Here is a 26,226-nt window from a genome sequence, read left to right on the forward strand (position 1 = left end):
ATGGATTTCACCATTATTGCCTATGCGATTCCGTTCCTTCTCACCGGCGCAAAGACAACGCTTCTGATCTCGGTGTTCGGCGTGGGCTTAGGACTGCCATTCGGCATCCTGGTGGCGCTCGCGCGCACTTCGCGCAATCGCTTGGTTTGCACGGCGGCCGACGCCTATTGCGCCGTCTTTCGCGGCACGCCCATGCTAGTGCAGATATTCGTGATCTACTACGGATTAGGGCAGGTCGGGTTCTTTCGCTCCAACCCGGTGATTTGGTGGCTGATCGGCGACGGCCTGCACGCAGCCATTCTCGCGGTCCTGTTGAACACCGGTGCCTACACAGCCGAAATCTTTCGAACCGCGTTTTTATCCCTGCCGCGCGGGCTGATCGAGGCGGCGGAAGCCTGCGGCATGTCGCCTTGGATTATCTTGCGCCGGATCAAGTTCCCGCTGGCTTTGCGACAAGCGCTGCCATCCTACAGCAGTGAGGTTGCCATCATCGTCAAAGAATCCAGCCTCGCTTCGACCATCGCTGTGCTCGAAATCACCGGTTGGGCCAAACGCCTGATGAGCGAAACCTTCGCCATTATGGACATCTTCATCATCACCTCCGTCTTCTACCTCACCCTCAATGTCGTCGGACTGACTGCCTTGAAGCTTTTGGAGCGGCAACTTTGGTTCGAACGGCGTTCAACGCGCAGAAAGGCCACATCCCTATGTCCAAGTTGACGTTCATCGACCAGAATGTGCTTCCGCGCCCACGCGAAGGGCAGCCTCTGCCCGACCGCCTTGTGGAGGGCGATCCACGTTTTCTGAGCTGGGATATCGCCCAGACCGCAGACGGCGCCGTGAAGGCAGGGGTCTGGGAGGTCACGCCTGGCGCCTATCGTTCGATTAAGGGCGAGACTTTCGAGTTCTGCTACATCCTTTCGGGTGTCTCCGAACTCACTGAGGATGGCTGCCCGCCGCGCCGCATCGCGGCTGGCGACGCCTTCGTCATGCATCCGGGATTCACCGGCGTATGGCGTGCCATCGAAACCACGCGCAAACTCTGGGTCTCACGTGATTGACCGGTTTGCGCTTGCCCGCCGATCCGACCAAAAGCTGGTATGTTCCCATGACCGCCGATTCCGCTGGCCCCTTCAAATCCACGCCCTATTGGTGGGAGGATTGCACCTTCTCTCCCCTCCCAGTCCGCCGGGTCGCCTCCAAATGCGACGTGGCGATCGTTGGGGGAGGCTATGCAGGACTTTCGGCGGCCATCGAGCTTGCTCGTGCCGGTCGCAGTGTTCAGCTTTTCGATCGCCAGTCGCTGGGGCAGGCGGCTTCCAGTCGTAATGGCGGCATGGCGAGCGGGAGCATTCGACCCGGGCGCAAGGAATTGATCAGAAGATTCGGCGAGGCCCGCGCCACCGAGATCCTGATGGAGGGAAAGGCCGCACGGGAAGACCTGTGGGCCTTTCTGAAGGAGGAGAAGGTGGAGTGTGACTTCCATCTCTCCGGCCTGTTCGTCGGCGCGATCAACGCTGATGAATGCGACGAACTCAGCCGCTCCGCCGATCTACTGCGGCGCTTTCTGGGCATCGAGGCTCATCCCGTCGGCCGGTTGGACGTGCCGACCTATATCGGGACGGATTTCTACACGGGTGGATTCGTGCGGATGGATACCGGTGGCCTGCATCCGGCCAAGCTGCTTGCGGGTATTATACGGGTGGCAATGGCAACCGGAGCGGTAATCCATGAGAACACAGCCGTTACGGGAACCATCGCCGAGGCCGGCGGGGTCCGTGTGAGAACGTCGCGCGGTGACGTTCTCGCCAGGAAGGTGCTGATCTGCACGGATGCCTATACCGACGGCTTCGATCCTTGGCTGCGACGCCGTATTGTGCCGGTGCGCAGCCGCATCATCGCTACCGAGCCATTGGCAGAAGGCGTCATGGACCGGTTGATGCCGAAGCGCATGATGTATGGCGATATGCGCCAGCTCAGCTATTACTATCGCCCTTCGGCGGACGGATCGCGCATCCTCTTCGGCGGCAGGGACGGCACCACGGCGGGTGACGCGCTGGCGCCGACCACCCATTTGCGCAGCGAACTTGGCCGAATTTTCCCCGAACTGAGGGGCGTCGGCCTGACGCATAGTTGGTTTGGCCAGGTCGCCATGCATCGCGACATGGTGCCTCGGATTTTCACCTCGGGTGATACGGTTTACGCCACCGGCTTCTGCGGCTCCGGAGTGGTCTGGGCCCGCTGGCTGGGCAAGAAGGCCGCCTTCAAGATCCTCGGCGAAACCGAAAAGGCGCAGTCCGCCTTCGATTTCGACCCCGCTCCGAAGGCCGTGCCGTTTTACCGCGGCAAGCCATGGTTCATCCCGCTTGTCTATTCCCTTTACGAATGGCGGGATAAACGTGCGATGCGCCGTCGCCAGCCCGAAGCAAAGAGGCGATAACCTTGCTCTTCCTTGGCGACGGGCCCGCCGCGTACAGGAACCTCATCTTGTCTGGATGGCGCGCACCGCGTCCGTCTTGAAAACAGTGTCAGATGCCCCGCCTTGAATAGAACGACAAGCGATTAGCGTTCGAACGCGCCATTCTGCTCGGTTCGGCAATCTCAAAATTTTGGCGATGAGGCCTACTCACCCCATTGTCTCCGATCCGAGTATGTTGGCTCTCGCGGTCAAGATATGGCTATGCATTCTTTGTTCGGCCTGCCCACCATCGCGGTCAGTGATCGCCTGTAAGATCGCGCGATGATGAGCCGTATACTCCTGCATACGCTCTTTCGTCAGAGACAGCTCTTTCATGCGCCCCCAAAGACGCCCCGCCCGAAGCGAGTGAATACCTTCGTAGAGCGAGGCCAGCAATCCATTGCGGGCCGCCACCACTACCAGTTGATGGAACGCGGCGTCCCAACGCTCGAACTCCGCCAGCGTCGCGGCGGTACTGCCATGCTGGATGACCTTGTGCATCTCTTCAGTTTCATAGGGGGTCGCCCGCAACGCCGCGAGCGCCGCCACCTTCGGCTCGATGATTAATCGTGCTTCGAAGACCTCAGCGGGATAGGTCCACAGTTCTTTCCGAGAGGCATCGTGTGCGCGATACGGAGCGCTCGCGGTTGCCCCTCGCTCGGCGACGAAAGTGCCACGCCCGACATGGCGAAGCAGGCGCCCCTCTTGCTCCATCTCGGCCAGCATGCGCCGGAGGGCCGTGCGGGGTAAACCTAGCTTGAGCGCGAGATCGCGCTCGGGTGGCAGCCGGTCGCCTGGCTGCAATCCAGCCGCCTCGATGAAATCCCTCAAAACGACGGTCATGCGGCCACTCCACTAAGAAACGGGCGGATTTCTCTGCAACCAATTTGATCTACATTGACACCGGTTGCAATACCAATTTCATATTGGTTCCAGCAATCGACAGACTGGTTGCGCATGTTTTCTAAAGCCGCGAGAGGATGGGTGTGAGTCAGACAGCAAGGGATATCGAATCGTTTTGCGCGGATGCTGCGGCTATCATTGCAAGCGCTCCTGTGGATCTGCTGGTGGGCGGCAAATGGACAAGTGCAACCGGCGGCAATCGGTTTGATGTCGCCGATCCATCCAACGGGCTCACGATCGCGTCTGTCGCAGACGGCGCAGTCGCCGACGCAATCCGGGCGATCGATGCTGCGGAGGCTTCTGCGACTATGTGGAGGCAAACCCCTTCACGCCGGCGATCGGACATGCTGATGCGCTGCCATCGGCTCATGCTCGATCGTGCCGAATGGCTGGCGCAACTGATATCTCTGGAGAACGGCAAGGCCCTCCCGGACGCTCGCGCAGAGGTAACGTATGCCGCGGAGTTCTTCCGATGGTACGCCGAGGAGGGGGTGCGTACTCTCGGCGACATCGGCCACGCGCCGGGCGGTGCAAACCGAATCGTGGTTCAATACCAGCCGATTGGCATCGCCGTTCTCGTCACACCCTGGAATTTCCCGGCGGCCATGGCGACCCGCAAGATCGCCCCGGCGCTCGCGGCGGGTTGCACGTGCGTACTGAAGCCGGCGGCTGAGACTCCACTGACCGCGTTGGCGATCGGTGCGATCCTCATGGAAGCCGGTTTGCCCGAAGGTGCCGTCAACATCGTGACGACCACGGCCGCGGGGCCTGTGGTGAGCGCGATGCTGCACGACAGTCGGGTGCGCAAACTGTCATTCACGGGTTCGACGGCCGTTGGGCGCATCCTGTTGCGTGAGGCCGCCAACCGGGTCACCAGCTGTTCCATGGAACTCGGCGGCAACGCTCCTTTCATCGTGTTCGATGATGCGGATCTGGACGATGCCGTGGCCGGCGCCATGGTCGCCAAGATGCGCAACGGCGGAGAAGCCTGCACTGCGGCGAATCGCTTCTATGTGCAGCGCGGCATTTACGACGCTTTTGTCCGCCGGCTCACCGCGGAAATGTCGTCGCTTTCAGTGGGGCCGGGTCTTCAAGCGACGACCCAGCTCGGGCCCCTTATTACCGCGACGGCCGTGGAGAAGGTTGATCGCTTGCTGAAGGATGCCGTTGCCCGTGGGGCGCGTATCGAAACGGGCGGCAAACCGCGGCCTGGCGAGGGCTTCTTCTATCCTCCGACAGTCCTAGCTGACGTTTCTCCCGATTCCGACATCGCGAAGGAAGAGATCTTTGGGCCGGTCGCAGCGGTCACGCCCTTCGATACGGAAGACGAGGCTGTCCGGCTGGCGAACGACACGGAGTATGGCCTCATATCCTACGTCTACAGTAGTGATCTCAGACGCGCCCTGAGGGTCGCCGAACGCATCGAAAGTGGAATGGTCGGCGTCAATCGTGGCCTGGTTTCGGACCCGGCAGCGCCCTTCGGGGGGATGAAGCAAAGCGGGCTCGGCCGCGAGGGAGGGCATCACGGCCTGCTTGAATATCTCCAACCAAAATACATCGCGACCAACTGGTAAAACCGCAAAATCGCTTCTCCGCCGAGTTGCGCCACATATCAGTCGTGCAGGTTTACGCTAGCTACTTCTGGGAAACCGACAAGTCTGCTTGCGGGCCCTTCCGGTTCATCGAGACTGGAACTTATGATAGCCCACGCACGTCAACGATTGGGCGAGCAGCCGCGTCGAGTCCTTTCCCCTTGCCAACCCCGCCACCTTCGCCTAATCTCCTTTCTGAGAAAACCTTTTCCCAACTGGCCTCGCGTGCGCTGACCTCACCCGTCATCTTCGCGCAGGGCGATAAGGGAAAACCTTTTCCCAACTCAGGGATGCGCCTCGAACTATGTCCGCCGACGCCGAGCCAGCGCCAGTTTCCGCCAAGCCGCCGGTCACGCTGCGCGAGGTAGCGGCTGCGGCCGGGGTCAGCGTGGCGACGGCGTCGAAGGCGCTGAATGGGCAGGGGCGGATGACCGCCGAGACGCGCGAGCGCATCCGTGCGGTGGCGCAGCGTCTCGGCTTCCGGCCGAACCATTTGGCGCAGAGCCTACTGCGCAAGCGTTCCTTCACCGTCGGCCTGCTCACCAATGATACCTATGGCCGCTTCTCGCTGCCGCTGATGGCCGGCGTTTCGGATGCGCTGGTCGACAATGGCGTCTCGGTGTTCCTGTGCAATGTCGAGGACGACACAAGGCTCGGCCAGCTGCATGTCGAGGCCATGCTCGACAAGCGCGTCGACGGCATCATCGCCACCGGAAAGCGCATCGACCGCCATCTGCCGATCGATCTCTCCAATCTGCGCATCCCGGTCGTCTATGCCTTCACCCAGCCGGATCCCGGCGCGGTCGGCCTGGTCTCCGACGACGCCGGCGGCGCGCGGCTGGCGGTCGAACATTTTTTGCGGCTCGGGCGCCGCCGCATCGCCCATGTCACCGGGCCGGCGGGCTTCGCGGTGGTGCACGCGCGGGCTGAGGCTTACCGGGAGGTGCTCGCGGCGCACGGCCTGCCGGTCGGCGAGCCGCTGCTCGGCGCCTGGTCGGAAGCTTGGGGCCACGATGCGGTGGCAAGACTGTTCGGCAGCGGCCGGGGCAGGGAAGGCTGGCCCGACGCCGTCTTCTGCGGCAACGACCAGATCGCGCGCGGCGTCATCGACGCGCTGCGCGAACGCGGCATCCGCGTGCCCGACGATGTCGGCGTCATCGGCTTCGACAATTGGGAGATCGTGGCCGAGGCGACGCGCCCGCCGCTGACCTCCGTAGATATGAACCTGGCTTCGCTCGGGCGCGAGGCCGGGCTTGCTCTGCTTTCGCTCGTGGGCGGCCAGCCGGCCGCGCCGGGCATCAGGAAACTGCCGTGCCGGCTGGTGGTGCGTCAGTCATGCGGCCGTCCGCCGGGCGGCTGAGGCATCGAACGAAACGGCCGTCGCGCAACGGCCAAACTGGGAGGAGAACCATGAGGAGGAATACCGTGACAACCATGTTTGCCAAGCTGGCTTTGGCCGCGGCCGTGATCGGCGGTGGCCTGCAGGCGGCGTCGGCCGAGACCGCCAACATCTGGGTGCGCGCCGACGGCTCGAATTTCATGCCGCGCATCGTCGACGCCTTCAACAAGGCGCATAAGGACCAGATCAAGCTCGACATCATCCCGAACGCCGAGATCATCCCGAAATATGGCGCGGCCGCCGCCGGCGGCACCGCGCCCGACGCGCTGTCGCTCGACCTGATCTACACCCCGTCCTTCGCCGCCGCCGGCCAGCTGGAGGACATCACCGACTGGGCGAAATCCTTGCCCTATTTTTCCAGCCTCTCGCCGGCGCATGTGAAGACCGGCACCTATAAGGGCCGCATCTACGGCCTGCCGTTCTCGGCCGATTCTTCGGTGCTGATCTGGAACAAGAAGCTGTTCAAGCAGGCCGGGCTCGACCCTGAAAAGGGGCCGAAGACCTGGGCCGAGATCGAGGCCGACGCCGAGAAGGTCAATGCGCTCGGCGGCGACATCAAGGGCTTCTACTTCTCCGGCAATTGCGGCGGCTGCAACATCTTCACCTTCACGCCGCTGATCTGGGCCTCGGGCGGCGACATTCTCTCCGAGGACGGCTCCAAGGCGACGCTCGACAGCCCGCAGCTGCGCGGCGCGATCGACCTCTACCGCTCGATGGTCAAGAAGGGGCTGGTGCCCGAGGGCGCGCAGACCGACACCGGCGCCAATTTCTTCGCCGCCTTTGCCGGCGGCAAGATCGGCCTTTCGCCGTCCGGCGCCTTCGCCATCGGCGCGCTCAACACGCAATACCCTGATATCGACTACGGCATCACCTTCCTGCCAGGCAAGGATGGCGGCTGGTCGTCCTTCGCCGGCGGCGACAATTTCGTCGTCACCAAGGGCACCAAGAAGATCGCCGTGGTGAGGGAGTTTTTGGACTTCGCCTACTCGCTCGAGGGCCAGACCATCCTCGCCAAATATGGTAGCCTTCCGGTGCGCGGCGACATCGCCAAGGAGGCGCTGAAGGACCTCGATCCGCGCTACCAGGTGGCGGCCGAGGCGATGGCCAAGGGCCGCACGCCCTATTCGGTGGTGTTCAACGACCTGATCAACTCCGCCAACGGGCCGTGGACGCAGATGGTCAACGAGGTCTTCTTCGGCGACGATGTCGACGGCGCGATTTCGAACGCGCAGGAGACCATGCAGTCGATCATCGACCAGGCGCCGAACAAGTAAAGCGCGGCCCTAAACCTCCCCCTCGAGGGGAGGTCGGACCGCAGGTCCGGGTGGGGTCGCCCGCGAAGTACGCCGACGCTATCTCCCCGTAGGCGCACTTCACAGCGGACCCCACCCCCGGCCTTCGGCCGGACCCTCCCCTCAAGGGGGAGGGGGACGCCGCGCTAAATGGCAGGATTATCGCGTTGAGAAAGCTCACTCATCATCATCGCCAAGTTGAGGCGCCGCGAGGTTCGCTCCCTCTTCTCCCCCTGTGGGGTGAGAAGCGGTCCGCGCAGCGGACGAAAAGCCAATTGCTTGGCTTTTCGAGCTTCGAACGCCCTGAGCCTGCGAAGGGCCGGGCGGTGGCCGATCCACCCCCGGCCGGATCCCCGCTGCTTTGCAGCGTCCCGGCGTTCGCCGGCATTTCATCGTGCCACTGGCACGATGAATTCACCTTCGGTGAACCGGCTGCTCACCCCACAAGGGGAGAAGGGGAGGTGAGACCATGACCTCCATCGCGGCAACCTCCGCGCCCGCCCGCGCCAGACGCATCGGCGTCAGCCGCCGGCAATGGGTGGGCCTGCTCTATGTCCTGCCGGCCGTCGCCTTCGTCACCGTCTTCTTCGTCATCCCGCTCGGCATGACGGCGTGGATGTCGCTGCACAACTGGCCGCTGATGGGCGAGCACGCTTTCATCGGCCTCGACAATTACTTTGCCATCCTGCGCGACACGCGCTTCTGGAACGCGCTCAAATTCACCTTCTACTACACGCTGATCGTCACCATCGCGATCTTCGCCGTCGCCTTCCCGCTGGCGATCTTCATCGAGCGGCCGCGCCCGCTCACCAATCTCTACCGCACAGCCTTCTTCATGCCGGCGGTGGTGGGCTTTGCTTCCGCAAGCCTGCTCTGGTCGTGGCTGCTGAACGTCGATTCCGGCCTGTTCAGCCCGGCCGCTTACGACCTCGGCCTGACCGAGAGGAAGGTCAATCTTCTCGCCACCTTCCAGCCCGCCTTCTGGTCGATCATCGCCATGGTGGTCTGGAAAGTGGCTGGCTTCACCATGATCATCCTGATGACCGGCCTGCAGTCGATCCCGCAGGACCTGCAGGAGGCCGCCGTCATCGACGGCGCCGGACCGTTCGCCCGCTTCAGGGCAATCACCCTGCCGCTGATGCGCCGCACCTTGGCGCTGGCGCTGATCCTGTCGGTCGCGGGCTCGATCCTCGCCTTCGACCAGTTCTACATCATCCTGCGCGGCGGCCCGCGCAACCAGACGCTGACGGCGGTCTACTGGATCTTCAACCAGTCCTTCGTCTCGTTCAAGCTCGGCTACGGCGCGGCACTTTCCATGGTGCTGCTGGTCATCCTGGTGGCGCTCAGCCTCATCCAGCTCTGGCTGCTGCGCAAGCCCGAGGGGCTCGACTGATGGCCGAGGCGATGTCGCAGCACCGCAAGGCGGCCTTCAGCCTGGCCAGGCATTCCACCGGCATCATCGCCTCGGTGCTGTTTTTGGCGCCGATCGTGTGGACGGTGCTCTCCACCTTCAAGCCGGCGCAGGAAGCGCGCCAGCCGCCGCTGCCGCCCTGGCCGACCACCGGCTTCTCGGTCGAGAACTATCAGACGCTGAACACCTTCGGCGACGGGCTTTGGGCCTCGGCGCAGAACAGCATCTATGTCTCGGTGATGACGGTGCTGCTCTCCGTGCTGGTCAGCGTGCTCGCCGGCTACGGCTTCTCGCGTTTCCGCTTCCCGTTCCGGGACTTCTTCTTCATCCTCATCCTGTCGACGATCATGATCCCGTTCCAGTCGATCCTGACGCCGATCTTCCTGGTGCTGACGAAACTCGGTCTCCACAACACGCTGACCGGCCTGGTCTGCGTCTATGTCACGCTGCAGCTTCCCTTCTCGATCTTCATGATGCGCAACGCCTTCGACGCGGTGCCGCGCGAGATCGAGGAGGCGGCGCGCATGGATGGCGCCAACAATGTCACCATGCTGGTCAAGGTGATGCTGCCGCTGGTCTGGCCGGGCGTCGTCACCATCGCGCTCTTCGCCTTCCTCGGCGCCTGGAACGAGTTCCTGGCCGCACTGGTGCTGATGACCGACCAGTCGAAATTCACCCTGCCGGTGATGATGACCGCGCTCCAGTCCGGCCGCTTCGGCGCCATCGACTGGGGTGCGGTGCAGGCGGGCGTCACGGTGATGATGGTACCCTGCCTGATCCTGTTCCTGGCGCTGCAGCGCTTCTACATCCGCGGCCTGATGGCCGGGGCCGTCAAATGATTTCCCGCATTCGAATGGAGTGACGTTATGACCGCAGCACAATCCGCCACCGCAGCCCAGGCAGCCGCGACCGCGAAGCCGAAGCTTGCATTCCGGCCGCTGCCCGTGCCGCAGGTCGATGTCCGCGGCTTCTGGGGCGACCGGGTCGACGCGGTCGCCGCCAAGACCGCCGGCATCCTCTACGACCGCTGCGTCGAGGCGCGCATGCTGGAGCAGATCGATCCCGACCGGCCGTCGCCGGGCGTCGTCATTCCGTTCCATTCGCCGTCGCCCGACGAGGCCGACGCGCAGGGCGCCGAGTTCACCGGCTCGACGGTGACGACCCAGATGTTCTGGGATTCCGATTGGGGCAAGACCATCGAGACCGCCGCCTATTCGCTTTACCGGCGCCGCAATCCGGAGCTGGAGAAAAAGATCGATGCCGTCATCGACATGTACGGCAAGCTGCAGCAGGAGGACGGTTATCTCTCGAGCTGGTACCAGCGCATCCAGCCGGGTCTGCGCTGGACCAACCTGCGCGACTGCCACGAGCTCTACTGCGCCGGCCATCTGATCGAGGGCGCCGTCGCCTACTTTCAGGCGACGGGCAAGCGCAAGCTGCTCGACATCATGAGCCGCTACGCCGACCACATCGCCTCGATGTTCGGCCCGGAGCCCGGCAAGAAAAAGGGCTATTGCGGCCATGAGGAGATCGAGCTGGCGCTGGTGAAGCTCGCGCGGGCGACGGGTGAGAAGAAGTACATGGATCTGGCGAAGTACTTCATCGACCAGCGCGGCCAGCAGCCGCATTATTTCGACGAGGAGGCGCGCGCCCGCGGCGCCGACCCGAAGGCCTATCATTTCAAGACCTACGAATACAATCAGTCGCACAAGCCGGTGCGCGAGCAGGACAAGGTCGTCGGCCACGCTGTGCGGGCGATGTATCTCTTTTCCGGCATGGCCGACATTGCCACCGAATATGGCGACGACAGCTTGCGCGCGGCGCTCGACAGGCTGTGGGACGATCTGACCACCAAGAGCCTCTATGTCACCGGCGGCCTCGGGCCGTCGGCTCACAATGAGGGTTTCACCAGCGACTACGACCTGCCCAACGAAACCGCCTATGCCGAGACCTGCGCCTCGGTCGGCCTGGTGTTTTGGGCGAGCCGCATGCTGGGCATGGGCCCGAACCGCCGCTATGCCGACATGATGGAGCGGGCGCTCTACAACGGCTCGATCTCGGGCCTGTCGCTCGACGGCTCGCTGTTCTTCTACGAGAACCCGCTGGAGAGCCGCGGCGGCCACCACCGCTGGAAATGGCACCGCTGCCCCTGCTGCCCGCCCAATATCGGCCGCATGGTGGCTTCGATCGGCAGCTATTTCTACGGCCTCGCCGACGATGCGCTGGCCGTGCACCTCTATGGCGACTCCACCGCACGCTTCGAGATCGCCGGCCGGCCTGTCAGCCTGGTCCAGACCAGCAATTATCCTTGGGACGGCGCGGTCTCGATCGAGATCGAGGCACAGACACCGGTTGAATTCACGCTTTACCTGCGCATACCCGCATGGTGCCGCAACGCGGCGCTGAAGCTGAACGGCAACATGCTCGATCTCGATGCGGTCACGGTCGACGGCTATGCCGCGATCCGCCGCGAATGGCAAAAGGGCGACCGCGTCGAGCTCGACCTCGAAATGTCGATGGCGCGCCTCTTCGCCAATCCGGAAGTGCGGCAGGACATCGGCCGCGTCGCGCTGTCGCGCGGCCCGCTGCTCTACTGCGTCGAAGAGACCGACAATGGCGGCGGACTGCACCGCATTGCGCTGCCGCGCACGGCCAGGCTGGAGGCGCACAAAGAGCCGAACCTGCTCGGCGGTATCGTCACGCTTTCGGCGATCGGCAGCCGGGCCGAGGCGAAGACCTGGGGTGGCGATCTCTACCGCCCCGAGCCGCCGGAAACCGAAGAGACGACGCTCAAGGCAATTCCTTACTTCGCCTGGGACAACCGCGATCGCGGCGAGATGCTGGTCTGGCTCAGGGAAGGGTGAGCTACCCTCCCTATAGATGCACGTAAGCCGTGAGCGGCAGGTGGTCGGACGCCACTCGCGACAGCGGCGTGTCATGCGCTTCCACCGCAGACACCATGCCGTCGCGGTTGCCCATGATCCGGTCGAGCGCCAGTACCGGCAGGCCCGACGGAAAGGTGGGCACGGCGGGCAGCGAGGGGCCGAAGGTGGTGTGCAGCGTGTTGAGCGCGGAGCGGTTGCCCAGCCGCCATTCGTTGAGGTCGCCGAGCAGGAGCGTCGGCCTTTCGTCCGCGCTGCTCATGATGTCGAGCACGACGCGGGCCTGTTCCGAGCGCGAGCGGCGCAACAGACCGAGATGCGCGGCGATCACGCGCAGCGTCCGGTTCTCGTCGAGGTCGATCTCGGCGACCAGCGCACCGCGCGGCTCAAGGCCGGGAAGCTTGATCTGGTGCACATCGCGCACCGTGCCGCGCTTGAACAGAAGCACGTTGCCGCGCCAGCCATGTGCCTTGCCGTTTCCGGTGACCGGCACCGGCACCAGCCCCGTTTCGATTTCGAGGCGGTTGAGGTCGAGCAGGCCGGCGCGGTCGCCGAAGCGGTTGTCGGCCTCCTGCAGCGCGATCACATCGGGGCTGATTTCGCGGATGACGCGCGCGGTCCGCTCGGGGTCGAACTTGCGGTCGGTGCCGATGCATTTGTGGACGTTGTAGGAGGCGACCACCATCTCGGCGCCGCCGACCCGTTTCGGCGCCGTGGCTTTCGCTTTCCGCATCTTTCTGCCGCGGATCGACAGGAGCACGGTTTCGGGGAGGGTGCGTCCGTTTCTCTCCATGGTTCCTGCTGCTCGTCTTTCTTGCCTACAGATAGGGCGATCCCAGCCACAGCAATCGGTCGAGGACACGAATGACGAAGGCTCTGGCCCTCAGCATCTCGAGTGTCACCGGTTTCGCCGACGCGATCGCCGCGTCGATACGCGCCTCGATCGCCCGGGCGAAGTTGGCATCCAGGACCTCCATGTCGATCTCGAAATTCAGCCTGAGCGACCGGGCGTCGAGATTGGACGAGCCGACATAAGCCCACGCGCCGTCGATTGCCATAAGTTTCGAATGATCGAAGGGGCCTTCGTGGCGCCACACCCGGCAATAATGCTTCAGCACCTGGTCGAACTGTGCCGTCATGGCGCGGTCGACGAGGAAAAGGTTGTTCACCGCGGGCACCACGATGTCGATCTGGACACCGCGCGCGCCGGCCGTGGTCAGCGCGCTGATCAGCTCGCGGTCCGGCAGGAAATAGGGCGACATGATGCGGATCGATTTGCGGGCGACCGAAAACGCTCCCATCAGCAGCTTGTGGTTGGTTTCGTTCGCGGCATCCGGTCCTGTCGCCACGGCTCTGACCAGCATCGGCTGGCCGGGCGGCGGGGTGGTTCGCTCGACCTGCCAGGCGTCGCCCTTCAGCGCCTCGTTGCTGGCGAAGCGCCAGTCCTCGGCGGCGACTGAGAACAGGTCGACCACCACCGGCCCGGTGACCTCGAAATGCGTGTCCCTGGAGCTGTCGGAACCGGCGAATTCGGCCGAGAACCCCTTGCGGATGTTCATGCCTCCGGTAAACGCCACCGTCGCGTCGATGACCAGGACCTTCCTGTGGGTTCTGAGATTCGCATAAGGAAGTCTCAAGCCCATGACGATGTTGCCGTTGAAGAGATCGACGGCGACGTTGGCCTCCCTGAGCTGCTTCAGGATGCTGGGTACCGAATAGCGCACGCCGACGGCGTCGATCAGCACGCGCACGGCAACGCCGCGTTCGACCGCGGCGGAGAGCGACTGCACGAACATCTGTCCGACGGCGTCGTTGTCGAAGATGTAAGTTTCGAGAAGCACGCTCTTTTGCGCGCTGTCGATCGCCCGGCACATCGCCGTATAGGCCTCGTCGCCGGTCTCGAGCACGGCGATCGTGTTTCCCGAAGTCAGCGGACGCCGCGCCACCCTGTCGCCCAGCGTCTTCAATCCGACGAAGCGCTGGCCGAATTGGGCCTCGATCAAGGCTTCGACGGCGACGTCGCGATTGTGCCCCTCATCCGCCGAACCGGCGCTGGGCCGCATGGCGCTGATCGTCGCGCGGCGGATGCGGTTGATGCCGGCGATGGCGTAGATGATCGCGCCGAGGAAGGGCGACAGAAGCATCACGCCGACCCACCCCGTGGCGGCGCGCACGTCTTCCTTCGTCATGATGGCATGGACGATGCCGACCGCCGCCATCGCCAACGACAGGAGAAGGATGAGCGTCGACCAGTGACTCGCTATCGCCTGGAACATCGGCCCGACTATTGTGCGAGCCGGCGCGGAAGGCAATCCGCCTGGTCAAGGCGATGCGGACTCGCATGCAGCTCTTTCCAGAGGCACGGCGAAATCGCTGTTATGTCCGCACCCGCCTCGATGCCGAAGTGTCGGAGCTCACGCGGGAACATTCGGCGATCCGATGCGTTTGGCTTTTCGTTGCCGAGCGGGAATGGGAGATGCGCATCGAAAGCCTTCAAGGAACCGAGGGGTTTATCCGCACCCCGCAGGACGCCGTCGCCCTGCAAATTCCGCCCGACTTCATCGAGACGCTGCCCATTGCGATCTACGCTTGCGACGCGCAAGGGCGATTGCTTTGGTTCAACAAGCGCGCTGCCGACTTGTGGGGGCGAACGCCTTTGCTTGGCTCGGATTCCGAACTTTATTGCGGATCTCACAGGCTCTATCTCGATGGACGCGAGATCGCGCGCGCCGAAACCCCGATGGCCGCGGTGCTGCGAACCGGCATTCCCGTCAGGGGGGTTGAAGGCAAGCTCGAGCGGCCGGACGGCACGGCGATATGGGTGATGGTCCACATCGAGCCGATCGAAGACGAGGACGGTCGGGTCGTCGGAGCCATCAACTGTTTCCACGACGTCACGGACCGGCGTCTGAGCGATGAGATCATTGGGCAACAGGAACAGCGGCTCGCTGCGACTTACCAGCATGCGGCGATTGGCATCGCTGAAGTCAACGCGAAGGGCGAACTCGGGCGCGTCAACGGCTACCTGGCCGACCTGCTCGGCTATTCGGCCGATGAACTTGTGGGTAGGTCGGTGTTCGATGCCACTCTGGCGGAGAATGTCGATGCGGACCTGCGTCAGTTCGAGCGTCAGGTGCGAGGCGAGATCGACAGCTACCGGCACGAGAGGCGCTTCATCCGCAAGGACGGGGCAAGAGTCTGGGTCGCGGTCACGTCCTCGAGCGTAAGGGACTCCGAAGGCCGCTTCTTGTATGCGGTGCGCGTGCAGCAGGATATCACCGCGCGCAAGAAGGCCGAGGCCGCGCTCGTCCGGCATCTGGAGCAGCAGGCGGCGCTTTACGAATTCACGGACAGCCTTCAGCGCGCGGCGAATCTCGGCGAGGTTCGCGAGATAGCCCTTAGCACCATCATTCGAGCATTGGGTGCGGACCGGGCGTCCATACTCTTCTTCGACAACACCGGCTTCCTCAGATTTGCTGCCTCGCGAGGCCTGTCGCAAGCTTACAGAAAGGCCGTCGAAGGCCATTCCCCCTGGTCGCGAGACACACGCGATCCCGAACCAATCGCTATTGCAGACGTCGAGCAAAGCGGGTTGCCGGACGACCTCAAGGCGGCTGTGCGGGACGAAGGCATTGCAGCGCTGGCTTTCATTCCGATCTCGGTGCGCGGTCAGTTGCTCGGCAAGTTCATGACCTATTACGATCATCCGCACGATTTCGTGGAGTCCGAGCTTCGTTTTGCGCTGACGGTGGCCGGACAACTCGGCTTCGCGGTCGACCGCGTGCGGCTCGAGACCGCCCGCCAGACGACGGAGCGCGCCGCAAATCAGCTGGTGGCCATTGTCGAATCCTCTCACGACGCGATCATCAGCAAGGATCTCAACGGCATTATCGCCTCATGGAATGCCAGCGCGGAGCGCCTGTTCGGCTTCACGGCCGACGAGGCGATCGGCAGGCACATCACGATGATCATCCCCGATGACCGGCTGGGCGAGGAGCCGGAAATCATCAGGCGCATCAGCAGCGGCGAAAGCGTCGATCACTTCGAAACGGTGCGTCGCCGCAAGGACGGCAGTCTCGTCGATATTTCCCTGACGATTTCGCCCATCCGCAACAGCCAGGGCCGCATCATCGGCGCCTCGAAGATTGCGCGCGACATTACCGACCAAAAGATGGCGGAAGCCAAGCTGCGGGCGAGCGAGCGTCAGCTGCGCGACCTGCTGGCGGCAATTCCGGCCGCGATCTACACGACGGACGCCGACGGCACGATAACCTTTTTCAACGAGGCGGCCGTCGAGCTTTCCGGGCGCGTTCCGCAGATCGGCAAGGATAAGTGGTGCGTGACGTGGAAACTGTTCTGGCCGGACGGAACCCCGCTTCCTCACGACCAGTGCCCGATGGCGGTCGCCCTGAAGGAGGGGCGCCCGATACGCAACGCTGAAGCCGTCGCCGAGCGCCCGGACGGCGTGCGCATTCCCTTCATCCCGTATCCGACGCCGCTGCGCGATGAAGATGGCAAGATCGTCGGCGGCATCAACATGCTGGTCGATATCAGCGAACGCAAACAGGCCGAAACACAGCAGCGGCTGCTCTTCAATGAGCTGAATCATCGTGTGAAGAACAACATGCAGATGCTGCAGTCGCTGCTGAGCTTGGCCGGTCAACGAGCAGCGAATCCGCAAGCGCGAGAAATCCTGCGTGAAGCCGGCAACCGCGTCGCGGCCATGGCCGCTGCTCAGCAGGTCCTGTACGAGACGGTCGATTCGACGCAGTTCAACGCGAAGGGTTTCTTGCTTGCGGTCTGCGGGACAATAAAACAGACCTTCCCGAAGGAAGTCGCGGTTGAGTTCGAGGCTGACGATTCAAAGCTTTCGAATGACGTTGCAATGCCGCTGGCGCTGATCCTGAACGAGCTTCTGACCAATGCCGTAAAATATGGAACTCCCGACGGAGCCGGCACAATCCGGGTCGGGCTTCGGCGCGATGTCGACGGCTTCCAGGTATTCGTCGAAGACAGCGGTCCCGGCTTTGACCTGGCTTCGGTCCGCGACCGTTCGTCCGGATTGAAGCTGGTTCAGGGCTTGGCGCGGCAGCTGCACGGCAAGCTTGTCGTTACCAAGGAACCGAAGACGCGCTGCAGCATTCGGTTCTCATGAAGCTCTCGCCGGCACTTCTTCAGTTCCTGGATGGCTCTTGATGACCGAGCTTGCTGCCCCATACGGACGCCGTCGGCCAATCCCAACGAAAGCCGCGTCGGCCGAGCCTGTGGCCGCCGCATTGCCCACGCGGATCTTGGTCGTCGAGGACGATTTTCTCATCTCCCTCGAGATGGAGAGCACTCTGACCGCGGCCGGTTTCGAGGTCGTAGTCGTCGGCTCGGGCGAGGAAGCGCTCGATAGCGCAGCTGCGGACCGGCCTGATCTGGTTGTGATGGATATCCGGCTGTCCGGCGCCATGGATGGAATTCAAACTGCCCTGGAGTTGTTTCGAATTTACGGTTTGCGGTCGGTTTTTGCGACGGCGCATTCCGATTCCGACGTCCGCGCCCGGGCAGCGCCAGCGGAGCCGCTGGGCTGGCTGGTAAAGCCCTACACGCCGGCATCCCTGCTCTCAGCCATCCGCTCCGCGCTTAGGTCCGGCAGCTCGTCGGCAGGTTGAAACGCCGAATCCGCCGCCCCTCTGGCGAGCAGCCGCAGCCAGGGCGCGAGGTGGAAGGCAGCCATCAGGAAATACATCGGCGCCATGCCGCTGAGCACGGAGGCTCCGGGCCCGGACATGCACATCGCGTCCGGTCCGCTATCGGCGGCCGTGAGCAACGCCATGACGGCAAAGGTCGGCGCCGCCGCGAGACATAACCAGTCGGCCAGGCCGAATCCGCTCAGGCCTGCCGGGCGAGGGGCGGGATTGTCGATGCTCATGATCTCCACCTTCCAACTGCTCTCAGGAAAGTTCGGCTCTGGCGGCGCGGGCGACGCCGCCAGAGTCGCTTCGCGTTCAGGCGTTCTTGTTGCGAAACGCCGCTTCGCCGGCATCCGAGACCTCGACCCATCGCTGGTCGGGCGCGGCGCCTTCCTCATAGTTGTCGTGCCAGTTCCACCACTTGTAGGTCTGTGTCTGCGGATAGCCCTCGGGCGAATCCTCCCACACCTCCTGGCGGCCGAGCGGGGTGACGTCGAGATAGCTCCACACCGTGCCGAACGCCTCGTCGCCGCGGTTGTTGACGAAATAGGTGCGGAAGATGCGGTTGCCGTCATGGATGAACACGTTGTGGCCGTGCCATTCGTCGACGCCGAAATCCTTGTCCCAGCTGTCGGTGATGGTGTACCAGGGCATCTTCCAGTCCATCCGCTGCTTCAGCCGCTGAATGTCGGCCTGCGGCGCGCGGGACGCATAGGCAAGCGTGGTGTCGCGGGCGTTGAGATGGGCGAGGTTGCCGACCATGTCGGCGCCGAGCGAGCAGCCCCGGCAGGCGTGCTCCGGCCAGCCATAGACGCCGGGCTCGAAGAAGGCGCGGTAGATGACCAGTTGCCGGCGGCCTTCGAAGAGGTCGAGCAGGCTTGCCTTGCCGTTTGGGCCTTCGAACACATAGTCCTTCTCGACAGGCATCCACGGCATGCGGCGGCGTTCCGCAGCCAGCGCGTCGCGGGCGCGGGTGAGCGCCTTTTCCTTCACCAGCATTTCTTCATACGCGCCTTCCCAGGCTTCCGGCGAAACGACCGGTGGTGTCTTCATGTGTTGGGTCATTGCTCTTGTCCCGTTCTTGCGTTTGGTTGGGGTGACAAGGGAAACTTAGAGCCGGACCGCGCGATGGTGAGAGTTACAAGTGTGACGCGATTTGATCCGGCAGACCCGGAAGGGGGCATTGGGGCGGGCATTGCATGGACTCGATGATCAATGCCGCCGGCCGCGCGCTCGCGACCGGTGATCCGCTGGGCGCCCTGAAGCGCGTCGCGCTGCGCGACGACGCCCCCGCGCTGGCGCTGCGCGGCATCGCGATGGCGCAGCTCGGCGATTTCGCCAAGGCCAAGGCGCTGCTGAAGAGCGCCGCCCGCGCCTTCAGCCCGAAAGAGGCGGTTGCGCGCGCCCGCTGCGTCGTCGCCGAGGCCGAGATCGCGCTGGTCTCGCGCGATCTCGGCTGGCCGGACAAAGCGTTGCGAGCCGCCCGCACGACACTTGCCGCGCATGGAGATCGGGTCAACGCCGCCTACGCCGGCAGCCTCGAAGCGCGCCGCCTCATCCTGATCGGTCGGCTCGACGAAGCCGAGCGGCTGCTTGCCGGCTTCGATCCGGGGCCGTTGCCGCCGGTCGCGCGCGTCGCGCATGAGCTCGCGGCCGCGGGCATCGCGGTCAGACGCCTGCGGACGAAGGCCGCGCGCGCCGCGCTCGGCCGGGCCGCGCTCGCAGCCTACGAAGCCAATATCCCGGCGCTGAAGGCGGAGGTCGAAAGCGCATCGCTGGTGCTGAACACGCCCGTCGCGCGGCTCGTGTCGAAGGGCTTGGAGACGCCGCTGCAGCTCGACGAGGTCGAGGCGCTGCTCACCTCAGGCGCCCTCGTCGTCGATGCCTGCCGCAATGTCGTGCGCATAGCCGACACGGTGGTCTCGCTGGCGACGCGGCCGGTGCTGTTTGCGCTGGCGCGAACGCTGGCCGAGGCCTGGCCCGCGGATGCGTCGCGGGAGGTGCTGCTGAAGCGCGCCTTCCGTGCCAGGCACGCCGATGAATCGCATCGTGCGCGGCTCAGGGTCGAGATGGGCCGGCTGCGCGCCGAAATGAACGCGCTGGCGGAAATCAACGCGACGGCCGCCGGTTTTGCGCTAACGCTGCTGACCGCAGCCGAAGTCGTGGTGCTGGCGCCGCCTGTCGAGGAGGAGCATGGCGCAGTGCTCGCCTTCCTCGCCGACGGCGAGTCCTGGTCGAGCTCGGCGCTGGCGATCGCGCTCGGTGCCAGCCCGCGCACCGTGCAGCGGGCGCTGGAAGCGCTTTCGGCCGACAACAAGGTGCAGACGGTCGGCCGCGGCAGGGCGCGCCGCTGGATGACGCCGCCGGTGACCGGATTCCCGACTGTCTTGTTACTCCCGGGTCCGCTGCCGAGCGACTAGTCTGCGGCCATTGTTCGAATGGAGATCGAAAATGAAACGAGCCGCTGCCGAGATCCTGCGCGAATACGGCCCCTTTCCGGACGCCGAGCGCATCAACGGCGTCACCTATGACGGCAAGAAGGTCTGGTTCGCCACCGGCGACAAGCTGAAGGCGCTTGACCCGGAGAGCGGCGCGATCGTGCAGTCGATCGACGTTGCCTCCGATGCCGGGACCGCCTTCGACGGCGAGCATCTCTACCAGATCGGCGAGGACCGCATCCACAAGGTCGACCCGAAGACAGGCAAGGTCGTCGCCACCATTCCCGCCCCCGGCAACGGCGGTGACTCCGGGCTGACCTGGGCCGAGGGGTCGCTCTGGGTCGGCGAATACAGGGCCCACAAGATCCATCAGATCGATCCTGAAACGGGCAAGGTGATCCGCACCATCGAGTCGAAGCGTGTCGTCACCGGCGTCACCTGGGTCGACGGCGAGCTCTGGCATGCCACCTGGGAAGGGGAGGAGGGTGATCTCCTGTGCATCGACCCCCAGACGGGCGATGTGCTGCAGGAGCTGGCGATGCCCTCCGGCGTGTCGGGACTGGAATCCGATGGCCGCGGCTGCTTCTTCTGCGGAGGCGGCAGCAGCGGCAAGATCAAGGCCGTGCGACGTCCCGGACATGATGGCAAGTAGCCGGCACGCCGGCGGCTTGCCGGGACGAAACAGCCGGCCTCAGGCCGCCTCGCGCGCGGGCCGCGCAATAGCCTTTTCGGACATCTTGGCGGCAGTCGGTCTGTCGACATGCGCCCAGGCCGGTCGCTCGAACAGGAAGGTTCCGAAGCCGGTGCGCTTGACGATGAAGTAGAGAATGACCGGGCTGATGACCGAGACGAGCAGCACCGCGAGGCTGAGCATGCCGGTATCGGTCAGAAGGCCGCTTGCCAGCATGATCCCGCGGAAGATCGACATCGGGATGGTGAAGGCGACATAGACGACCAGCGAATGCTCGCCGAGCCAACGCAGCCATTCCATCGCGGCGAATTTCGACAGGAAACCGCCGGCGACGCAGAGCGCCACCGCGCCGGCGACGGCCAGCGTAAGATGCAGCGGCGGCCATGCCGCCAGGCCCATCTGCATGCCGACCGGCTCGACGGCGTAGCCCGGCGAGTAGACGAGCAGGCCGTTGACGATGGCCCACACGATCAGCCCGGCAGCGGCGATCGCCGGACGAGCTTGCGTCCACGCCACCAGCCGGAACACCAGCGGCGCCATGACGAAGCCGAGATAGAAGAACACGAAATAGGCGGCGAATTGCGTGAGCGCATAGCTGTCCGAATGCGGCGCCCACATCTGCAGCGCGGCGGCAGCCGAGATGACGATCCAGTGCGGCACGCCTAGCTCGCGCAGGATGCGCGCCACGAGGCCGAACACGGCCAGCATGTAGATGAACCACAGCACGCCATAGGGCTGGACGACAGCCACGGCGAGGTCGTGCAGCATGCCGGCGGGATCGCGGCTGAAGATGCCGATCTTCAGCCCGATCGAGATGACCGCCCACAGGACATAGAAATAGAGGTAGTGGACGACGCGCCGGTCGATATAGCGCCGCCAAGGCCGGTCGATCACCTGCGACAGGAACAGCCCCGAGATCAGGAAGAATTCCGGCATCCGGAACGGGGTCGCGAAGCCGATGACATAATGCAGGAAGCCGACGCCGCCGGTATATTCGCCGGTGTTGTAGGCGGAATACATCATCACCACCAGGATGATCGAAAGACCTTTTGCCGTGTCCACCCACGGCATGCGCGTCGAATTGTTCATGAAAAACCCCGCAAAGGCACCCAGCGCCATAGTACCGGACAGGCGCGTCTCTAGCAGCATGAAGCTTCGGATATCGTAAACGCGGCGCTGTCGGGCTGGAGCTCGGAGCCGGGTCAGCGGCTGGTCTCTCGCATCGCCACCGCCACGATTACACCCGAGAGGAAGGTCAGCGCCGCGATCGCCGCGATCGCCGCGGCGAAGCCGAAGAAGTCGGCGATGAGGCCCGCCGACAGCGCTCCGATTGCGTAGCCGAGATCGCGCCAGAAGCGATAGACGCTGAGCGAGCGCGCCCGCCAGGACGGATGCGATGCGTCCGATACCGCCGCGATCAGGCTCGGATAGACCATCGCCGTGCCCAGGCCGAGCAAGAGGCTCGCCAGCAGCCACCAGCCGAAGTTGCGCGTCATGGCGGTGAGCAGAAGGCCGGCAGCCTGCACCCACATGCCGGCGACGATCAGGCCCTTGCGGCCCCAACGGTCGCTCAATGGCCCGGTTGCGACCTGTAAGACGCCCCAGACGGCGGGATAGACCGCCTTGAGGATGCCGATGCGCTCGACGCCGAGCCCGTTGGCGACGAAGAAGAGCGGAAAAAGCCCCCAGCTCATGCCGTCGTTCAGATTGTTGACCAGGCCCGCCTGCGAGGCCGCGAACAAATTGCGGTCCCGGAAAGAGGTCAGCATGAAGATCTCGCGAAAGCCGAGCGGGGAGACGGCTTTCGGATGGTTGGCCAGTTCCAGCCGCACATGTTCGCGCGTGTCGCGCACCAGAAGGATCGACAGAGCGGCACCCAGGATCGCATAGCCGAGGCCGAGATAGATCGGCACCGGGCGCAGCCCGTACGGGCCGGCCAGATAGCCGGTCAGAAAAGCGGTGACGCCGACGGCGAGGTAGCCGGCGAACTCGTTGAGGCCGACGGCGAGCCCGCGCGATTTCGGCCCGACCAGATCGACCTTCATGATGACGGTCATCGACCAGGCAAGTCCCTGGTTGATGCCGAGCAGCGCGTTGGCGGCAATGATCCACCCCCAACTCGGCGCCCAGATGATCATGAAGGGCACCGGGAGGCCGAACAGCCAGCCGAGGATCAGCACGCGCTTGCGACCCCATGTGTCGGCAAGCTGGCCGGAGACGAGATTGGCGCAGGCCTTGACCACGCCGAAGCTGACGATGAAGGAGGTGACGAGCGTCGTGGAAGCAACATGGAATTCCTCCGCGCCGATAAGCGGCACGACGGTTCGCTCGATGCCGACCATGCCGCCGACAAAGGCGTTGATCAGCACCAGCAGCGCGAACTGTTTCCAGTTGACCTTGAGGCCGAGCGCGACGGCAGGCGCCGCTGCGCTCACGATCGCGATCCGGCGTTGGCGGCGCGGTTCCGGGCCGCGTCCGGCGGCGGGGGAGGGATGTCGGCGGTCATGGCGGCGATGAACTGGCCCTCGTCCTCGATGCGGAAGGCCTTGTTGAAGCGCCGCTCGAAGCCGATGGTCGATGTCGGCTTGCCGCTGAGCGAGCGGCCGCACACCGAGCCGGAATAGGCGCCCGGCAGCACCTCGATGTGATCGGGCAATTCCTTCAGCCGGCGCACGCTGGCATAGAGCGCGCGGGCTCCGTCCTCGGCGCTCGAAGCAAGCTCGGTGCGACCGAGATCGCCAACCATCAGCGTGTGACCGGTGAGTACGAACCAGGGTTCGGTCGATCGCGTTCGGTCGGTGACTAAAAGGCTCAGATGCTCCGGCGTGTGGCCGGGCGTGTGCATGACGGTCGCCGTCACATTGCCGAGCTCCAGCACCTCGCCATCCTTCACGGGACGGAACGGGAAGCCCGCCTCGGCGCCTTCGAACAGCACGTATTCGGCGCCCGTCGCTTCGGCGAGCGCACGGCCTGCCGAGATATGGTCGGCGTGGATATGCGTGTCGACGACATATAGGATGCGCATGCCTGTCGCGCGCGCCGCCTCGATATAGGGCGCGATCTCGCCGACCGGATCGACCACGGCAGCAGACGCCTTGCCGCCGCAGCCGAACAAATAGGACGCGGCGACCGGGTCGGTATGCAGGAACTGCCTGAGAATCATCGCTTTCCCTCCGGGCAACTGCGGGTCGCTTGGCTTGACGGCAGGTCGAAACCATCATTCAATAATTACATTGAATGACGATGGGTCGCAGAAAGGTCGATGTCAATCCGCAATCCGAAGCTGGCGCTGTACGAACAGTTCGCGATCGTCGCCAAGGCGCTCGGCAATCCGTTGCGCCTGGAACTGATCGAGCATTTGGCGCAAGGCTCGCGCAGCGTCGAGGCGCTTGCTGCGAAGCTCGGCCAGCCGATCGCCAACATCTCCCAGCATCTGCAGGCGCTGCGCCGCGCCGGCATCGTCTCGGCCGAACGCGACGGCAAATACGTGCGCTATTCGCTGAGCGATGCGAGCGTGCTGTCGGCCTTTGCCGCGGTGCGCGGCATTGCCGAGCGGCAGCTTGCTGAGGTCGATCGCATTGTGCGCGACTGTTTCGAGGCACGTGACGACATACAGCCGGTCACGCGCGGCGAGCTTCAGGCGCTGATGCGCGACGGGCTGGTGACGCTGATCGACGTGCGCCCGGCGGACGAGTTCGCGCTCGGCCACGTGCCCGGCGCGGTCAATGTTCCCCTCGGAGAAGTCAAGGCCTGGTCCCAGGGTGCCGACCCCGGCCGGGAAATCGTCGCCTACTGCCGCGGCCCATGGTGCGTGATGTCCTTCGAGGCGGTGGCCGCGCTGCGCTCGCTTGGCCATTCCGTGCGCCGCCTCGAGGACGGCATGCCGGAATGGAAAGCCGCTGGCCTTCCGGTAGAAATGGCGGCCTGACGGTGTCGCTAACAAATGCATGTCGCCCAAAAATGGGCAGCGGTTCTGGGGCAAGAGGCGCGAGCAAGTTTTGGGCTCGCAGCCGACGCAAATTGGGCGTATCGTGACATATCGTCGGTTGCTAATAAATGAGCCGGCGACTGAGAGCGCAAGACTCCCGCACCGGACTGGGCGCTAGCATCCACACCACTCGTCGCGCCCACAAGACCACCTGCCTCTGTCGAAACCTCTTTTGCTCGGTTCCGGCCAGAATTGCCCTTCGCAATTCGGAATGGGAGCGTTCAAATGCAGCAGATCACGCAAACCCCTCGACGTTTCCTAGCCGGTGCTGCCCTGGCAGGCGCTGCCGGTGTCGTCGTCCTTAAGATGTGAGCAACAGGCAAGCCCCGAGCCCGCCATGCAGGCATGGCCGACACTCGGGCTTGTGGAGAACACAGCATCCACGGGTCAGCGTTCTCGGTGTCGCACTGGCCAGCATCTGGAAGGGAGGTTCCCATGCATACCGTATATCCCGGACGGTTCAGCCGACGGAGGTTCCTGCGTGGGATTACGCTGGCGGGGACGGCGGGGCTTCTGGGCTGGCACCCCAGGCGCGCCGCTGCGGAGCCACCGCCTGAGACGAGGCGGATCCGGCTCGTCCGGATTCCCAGCATCTGTCAGGCCCCCCAGTATGTAGCCGAAGAACTGTTGCGCAGCGAAGGGTTCACCGAGGTGCACTACCTCCAAAGAGAGGGGACGGCAGACATCGCGCCGGCCCTCGCCTCCGGTGAAGCCGACCTCAGTGCGCATTTCGCCGCCCCGCTCCTTCTCCGCCTGGAGGCGGGGGATCCCATCGTCATCCTGGCAGGCCTCCACGTCGGCTGCTTTGAACTGTTCGGGACCGATCGCATCCAGTCGATCCGCGATCTCAAGGGGAAGACCGTGGCCGTGCCAGCGCTAGATTCCAGCCGATACGTCTTTCTCGCCACTATGACGGCGTATGTCGGCCTCGACCTCCATAAGGACATACACTTCGTCATGCATCCGGGACCCGAGTCCATCCGGCTCCTGAGTGAGGGGAAGATCGATGCCTATTTGGGCTTTCCCCCCGAACCGCAGGAGATGCGGGAGCAGCAGATCGGCCATGTGGTGATCAGCAGCACCGTGGACCGGCCCTGGTCGCAATACTTCTGTTGCATGTTGGCTGGGCAGCGGGAGTTCGTCCGTACGCATCCGGTGGCCACCAAACGCGCCCTCCGCGCCATCTTGAAAGCGGCGGATTTCTGCGCCAGCGAGCCAGAGCAGTCCGCCCAGTTCTTGGTGCAGGAGGGCTATACTAAGCGCTATGACCATGCCCTCCAGGTCATGAAGGCGATCCCCTACGGTTGGCGTGAGTATAGCGCTGAGGACACCCTGCGTTTCTACGCCCTGCGTCTCCACGAGGTCGGGATGCTGAAGAGCACCCCCCAGAAGCTGTTGGCCCAAGGCACCGACTGGCGTTTCTTCAACGAACTGAAGCACGAGCTGAGGACCTGACTAGGCGGCCAGCGCCTGCCCATTTTCCACGCGAGGGAG

At 64.2% G+C, this 26,226-nt stretch carries 22 protein-coding genes and 1 pseudogene; 15 read left to right on the forward strand and 8 right to left on the reverse strand.

Annotated features, from left to right (window positions below; all coding sequences use genetic code 11):
* The 3 genes from CK224_RS21435 to CK224_RS21445 are packed head-to-tail and all read left to right on the forward strand — an operon-like array spanning position 1 to position 2,440.
* On the forward strand, positions 1-720 hold the full coding sequence (locus CK224_RS21435; protein ID WP_067329696.1) for an ABC transporter permease subunit: 720 nt from the start codon (positions 1-3) through the stop codon (positions 718-720).
* Positions 708-1,061, forward strand: coding sequence for a cupin domain-containing protein (locus CK224_RS21440; protein WP_067329699.1), 354 nt, complete (start codon positions 708-710; stop codon positions 1,059-1,061). The genes CK224_RS21435 and CK224_RS21440 overlap by 13 nt, the downstream gene beginning before the upstream one ends.
* Before the next feature lie 47 nt (positions 1,062-1,108).
* Positions 1,109-2,440, forward strand: a complete 1,332-nt coding sequence (locus tag CK224_RS21445) for an FAD-binding oxidoreductase (RefSeq protein WP_095783303.1) — start codon at positions 1,109-1,111, stop codon at positions 2,438-2,440.
* A gap of 186 nt (positions 2,441-2,626) precedes the next feature.
* On the opposite strand, the gene CK224_RS21450 is transcribed toward CK224_RS21445, so the two are convergent.
* Positions 2,627-3,301: an FCD domain-containing protein gene (locus CK224_RS21450; protein ID WP_095783156.1), complete on the reverse strand. Its 675-nt coding sequence runs from the start codon at positions 3,299-3,301 to the stop codon at positions 2,627-2,629.
* 137 nt (positions 3,302-3,438) lie between these two features.
* Between CK224_RS21450 and CK224_RS21455 the strand changes: the two genes are divergently transcribed.
* The 6 genes from CK224_RS21455 (at position 3,439) to CK224_RS21480 (ending at position 11,919) form a co-directional block, all read left to right on the forward strand.
* The gene (locus CK224_RS21455) at positions 3,439-4,935 is read left to right on the forward strand and encodes an NAD-dependent succinate-semialdehyde dehydrogenase (protein ID WP_095783157.1); all 1,497 of its coding nucleotides are present in this window, start codon (positions 3,439-3,441) and stop codon (positions 4,933-4,935) included.
* Positions 4,936-5,257: 322 nt separating this feature from the next.
* Positions 5,258-6,313, forward strand: coding sequence for a LacI family DNA-binding transcriptional regulator (locus CK224_RS21460; protein WP_095783158.1), 1,056 nt, complete (start codon positions 5,258-5,260; stop codon positions 6,311-6,313).
* A gap of 65 nt (positions 6,314-6,378) precedes the next feature.
* Entirely contained in the window at positions 6,379-7,626 is a 1,248-nt protein-coding gene (locus tag CK224_RS21465) for a sugar ABC transporter substrate-binding protein (protein ID WP_095783159.1), read from the forward strand.
* 487 nt (positions 7,627-8,113) lie between these two features.
* Entirely contained in the window at positions 8,114-9,037 is a 924-nt protein-coding gene (locus CK224_RS21470; protein ID WP_095783160.1) for a sugar ABC transporter permease, read from the forward strand.
* Positions 9,037-9,894: a carbohydrate ABC transporter permease gene (locus CK224_RS21475; RefSeq protein WP_067000383.1), complete on the forward strand. Its 858-nt coding sequence runs from the start codon at positions 9,037-9,039 to the stop codon at positions 9,892-9,894. Before CK224_RS21470 ends, CK224_RS21475 begins: the two co-directional genes overlap by 1 nt.
* 27 nt (positions 9,895-9,921) lie before the next feature.
* Positions 9,922-11,919, forward strand: a complete 1,998-nt coding sequence (locus tag CK224_RS21480; protein ID WP_095783161.1) for a glycoside hydrolase family 127 protein — start codon at positions 9,922-9,924, stop codon at positions 11,917-11,919.
* 10 nt (positions 11,920-11,929) lie between these two features.
* Here CK224_RS21480 and CK224_RS21485 read toward each other — a convergent pair whose 3' ends face one another.
* Together CK224_RS21485 and CK224_RS21490 are read right to left on the reverse strand one after the other, a co-directional pair.
* Complete coding sequence (locus CK224_RS21485) at positions 11,930-12,730, reverse strand: endonuclease/exonuclease/phosphatase family protein (RefSeq protein ID WP_082954104.1); 801 nt, start codon at positions 12,728-12,730, stop codon at positions 11,930-11,932.
* 25 nt (positions 12,731-12,755) lie between these two features.
* Complete coding sequence (locus tag CK224_RS21490) at positions 12,756-14,213, reverse strand: phospholipase D-like domain-containing protein (protein ID WP_095783162.1); 1,458 nt, start codon at positions 14,211-14,213, stop codon at positions 12,756-12,758.
* A 200-nt stretch (positions 14,214-14,413) separates the two neighbouring features.
* Between CK224_RS21490 and CK224_RS21495 the strand changes: the two genes are divergently transcribed.
* Both CK224_RS21495 and CK224_RS21500 read left to right on the forward strand, forming a co-directional pair.
* Positions 14,414-17,092 (forward strand): PAS domain S-box protein, encoded by a 2,679-nt coding sequence (locus tag CK224_RS21495; RefSeq protein ID WP_095783304.1) that lies wholly within the window; start codon positions 14,414-14,416, stop codon positions 17,090-17,092.
* Positions 17,093-17,132: 40 nt separating this feature from the next.
* Positions 17,133-17,594 (forward strand): response regulator, encoded by a 462-nt coding sequence (locus CK224_RS21500; RefSeq protein WP_095783163.1) that lies wholly within the window; start codon positions 17,133-17,135, stop codon positions 17,592-17,594.
* Here the strand turns inward: CK224_RS21500 and CK224_RS21505 are convergent.
* Positions 17,525-17,800: pseudogene (locus CK224_RS21505) on the reverse strand (hypothetical protein); the annotation flags it as partial. The gene CK224_RS21500 and the pseudogene CK224_RS21505 overlap by 70 nt on opposite strands.
* Before the next feature lie 130 nt (positions 17,801-17,930).
* Positions 17,931-18,680, reverse strand: a complete 750-nt coding sequence (locus CK224_RS21510) for a DUF899 family protein (protein ID WP_067329733.1) — start codon at positions 18,678-18,680, stop codon at positions 17,931-17,933.
* Positions 18,681-18,814: 134 nt separating this feature from the next.
* Between CK224_RS21510 and CK224_RS21515 the strand changes: the two genes are divergently transcribed.
* Positions 18,815-20,035 (forward strand): helix-turn-helix domain-containing protein, encoded by a 1,221-nt coding sequence (locus CK224_RS21515; protein ID WP_095783164.1) that lies wholly within the window; start codon positions 18,815-18,817, stop codon positions 20,033-20,035.
* 31 nt (positions 20,036-20,066) lie between these two features.
* The gene (locus CK224_RS21520; RefSeq protein ID WP_095783165.1) at positions 20,067-20,705 is read left to right on the forward strand and encodes a PQQ-binding-like beta-propeller repeat protein; all 639 of its coding nucleotides are present in this window, start codon (positions 20,067-20,069) and stop codon (positions 20,703-20,705) included.
* 39 nt (positions 20,706-20,744) lie between these two features.
* Here the strand turns inward: CK224_RS21520 and CK224_RS21525 are convergent, their stop codons facing one another.
* The 3 genes from CK224_RS21525 to CK224_RS21535 all read right to left on the reverse strand — a co-directional run bounded on the left by CK224_RS21525 (position 20,745) and on the right by CK224_RS21535 (position 23,907).
* On the reverse strand, positions 20,745-21,833 hold the full coding sequence (locus CK224_RS21525; protein ID WP_095783305.1) for an acyltransferase family protein: 1,089 nt from the start codon (positions 21,831-21,833) through the stop codon (positions 20,745-20,747).
* A 113-nt stretch (positions 21,834-21,946) separates the two neighbouring features.
* On the reverse strand, positions 21,947-23,188 hold the full coding sequence (locus CK224_RS21530; protein WP_095783306.1) for an MFS transporter: 1,242 nt from the start codon (positions 23,186-23,188) through the stop codon (positions 21,947-21,949).
* Positions 23,176-23,907 carry an MBL fold metallo-hydrolase gene (locus CK224_RS21535; protein WP_095783166.1) on the reverse strand — a complete coding sequence of 244 codons (732 nt, stop codon included), beginning with the start codon at positions 23,905-23,907 and terminating at the stop codon, positions 23,176-23,178. The genes CK224_RS21530 and CK224_RS21535 overlap by 13 nt, the downstream gene beginning before the upstream one ends.
* A gap of 99 nt (positions 23,908-24,006) precedes the next feature.
* On the opposite strand from CK224_RS21535, the gene CK224_RS21540 reads away from it, so the two are divergent.
* Both CK224_RS21540 and CK224_RS21545 read left to right on the forward strand, forming a co-directional pair.
* Complete coding sequence (locus tag CK224_RS21540) at positions 24,007-24,672, forward strand: metalloregulator ArsR/SmtB family transcription factor (protein WP_095783167.1); 666 nt, start codon at positions 24,007-24,009, stop codon at positions 24,670-24,672.
* A 495-nt stretch (positions 24,673-25,167) separates the two neighbouring features.
* Positions 25,168-26,187 carry an ABC transporter substrate-binding protein gene (locus tag CK224_RS21545; protein ID WP_095783168.1) on the forward strand — a complete coding sequence of 340 codons (1,020 nt, stop codon included), beginning with the start codon at positions 25,168-25,170 and terminating at the stop codon, positions 26,185-26,187.
* The last annotated feature ends 39 nt before the right edge of the window (positions 26,188-26,226 follow it).

It is taken from the genome of Mesorhizobium sp. WSM3862 (genome assembly GCF_002294985.1).
Taxonomy (GTDB): Bacteria; Pseudomonadota; Alphaproteobacteria; order Rhizobiales; family Rhizobiaceae; genus Mesorhizobium.

Bases quoted from the DNA above. Each gene is read 5' to 3' on its own strand.
- CK224_RS21435 (WP_067329696.1), top strand. From the start codon at position 1: ATGGATTTCACCATTATTGCCTATGCGATTCCGTTCCTTCTCACCGGC.
- CK224_RS21440 (WP_067329699.1), top strand. From the start codon at position 708: ATGTCCAAGTTGACGTTCATCGACCAGAATGTGCTTCCGCGCCCACGC.
- CK224_RS21445 (WP_095783303.1), top strand. From the start codon at position 1,109: ATGACCGCCGATTCCGCTGGCCCCTTCAAATCCACGCCCTATTGGTGG.
- CK224_RS21450 (WP_095783156.1), bottom strand. From the start codon at position 3,301: ATGACCGTCGTTTTGAGGGATTTCATCGAGGCGGCTGGATTGCAGCCA.
- CK224_RS21455 (WP_095783157.1), top strand. From the start codon at position 3,439: ATGGGTGTGAGTCAGACAGCAAGGGATATCGAATCGTTTTGCGCGGAT.
- CK224_RS21460 (WP_095783158.1), top strand. From the start codon at position 5,258: ATGTCCGCCGACGCCGAGCCAGCGCCAGTTTCCGCCAAGCCGCCGGTC.
- CK224_RS21470 (WP_095783160.1), top strand. From the start codon at position 8,114: ATGACCTCCATCGCGGCAACCTCCGCGCCCGCCCGCGCCAGACGCATC.
- CK224_RS21475 (WP_067000383.1), top strand. From the start codon at position 9,037: ATGGCCGAGGCGATGTCGCAGCACCGCAAGGCGGCCTTCAGCCTGGCC.
- CK224_RS21480 (WP_095783161.1), top strand. From the start codon at position 9,922: ATGACCGCAGCACAATCCGCCACCGCAGCCCAGGCAGCCGCGACCGCG.
- CK224_RS21485 (WP_082954104.1), bottom strand. From the start codon at position 12,730: ATGGAGAGAAACGGACGCACCCTCCCCGAAACCGTGCTCCTGTCGATC.
- CK224_RS21490 (WP_095783162.1), bottom strand. From the start codon at position 14,213: ATGTTCCAGGCGATAGCGAGTCACTGGTCGACGCTCATCCTTCTCCTG.
- CK224_RS21495 (WP_095783304.1), top strand. From the start codon at position 14,414: ATGCGCATCGAAAGCCTTCAAGGAACCGAGGGGTTTATCCGCACCCCG.
- CK224_RS21500 (WP_095783163.1), top strand. From the start codon at position 17,133: ATGACCGAGCTTGCTGCCCCATACGGACGCCGTCGGCCAATCCCAACG.
- CK224_RS21510 (WP_067329733.1), bottom strand. From the start codon at position 18,680: ATGACCCAACACATGAAGACACCACCGGTCGTTTCGCCGGAAGCCTGG.
- CK224_RS21515 (WP_095783164.1), top strand. From the start codon at position 18,815: ATGGACTCGATGATCAATGCCGCCGGCCGCGCGCTCGCGACCGGTGAT.
- CK224_RS21520 (WP_095783165.1), top strand. From the start codon at position 20,067: ATGAAACGAGCCGCTGCCGAGATCCTGCGCGAATACGGCCCCTTTCCG.
- CK224_RS21525 (WP_095783305.1), bottom strand. From the start codon at position 21,833: ATGAACAATTCGACGCGCATGCCGTGGGTGGACACGGCAAAAGGTCTT.
- CK224_RS21535 (WP_095783166.1), bottom strand. From the start codon at position 23,907: ATGATTCTCAGGCAGTTCCTGCATACCGACCCGGTCGCCGCGTCCTAT.
- CK224_RS21540 (WP_095783167.1), top strand. From the start codon at position 24,007: ATGTCAATCCGCAATCCGAAGCTGGCGCTGTACGAACAGTTCGCGATC.
- CK224_RS21545 (WP_095783168.1), top strand. From the start codon at position 25,168: ATGCATACCGTATATCCCGGACGGTTCAGCCGACGGAGGTTCCTGCGT.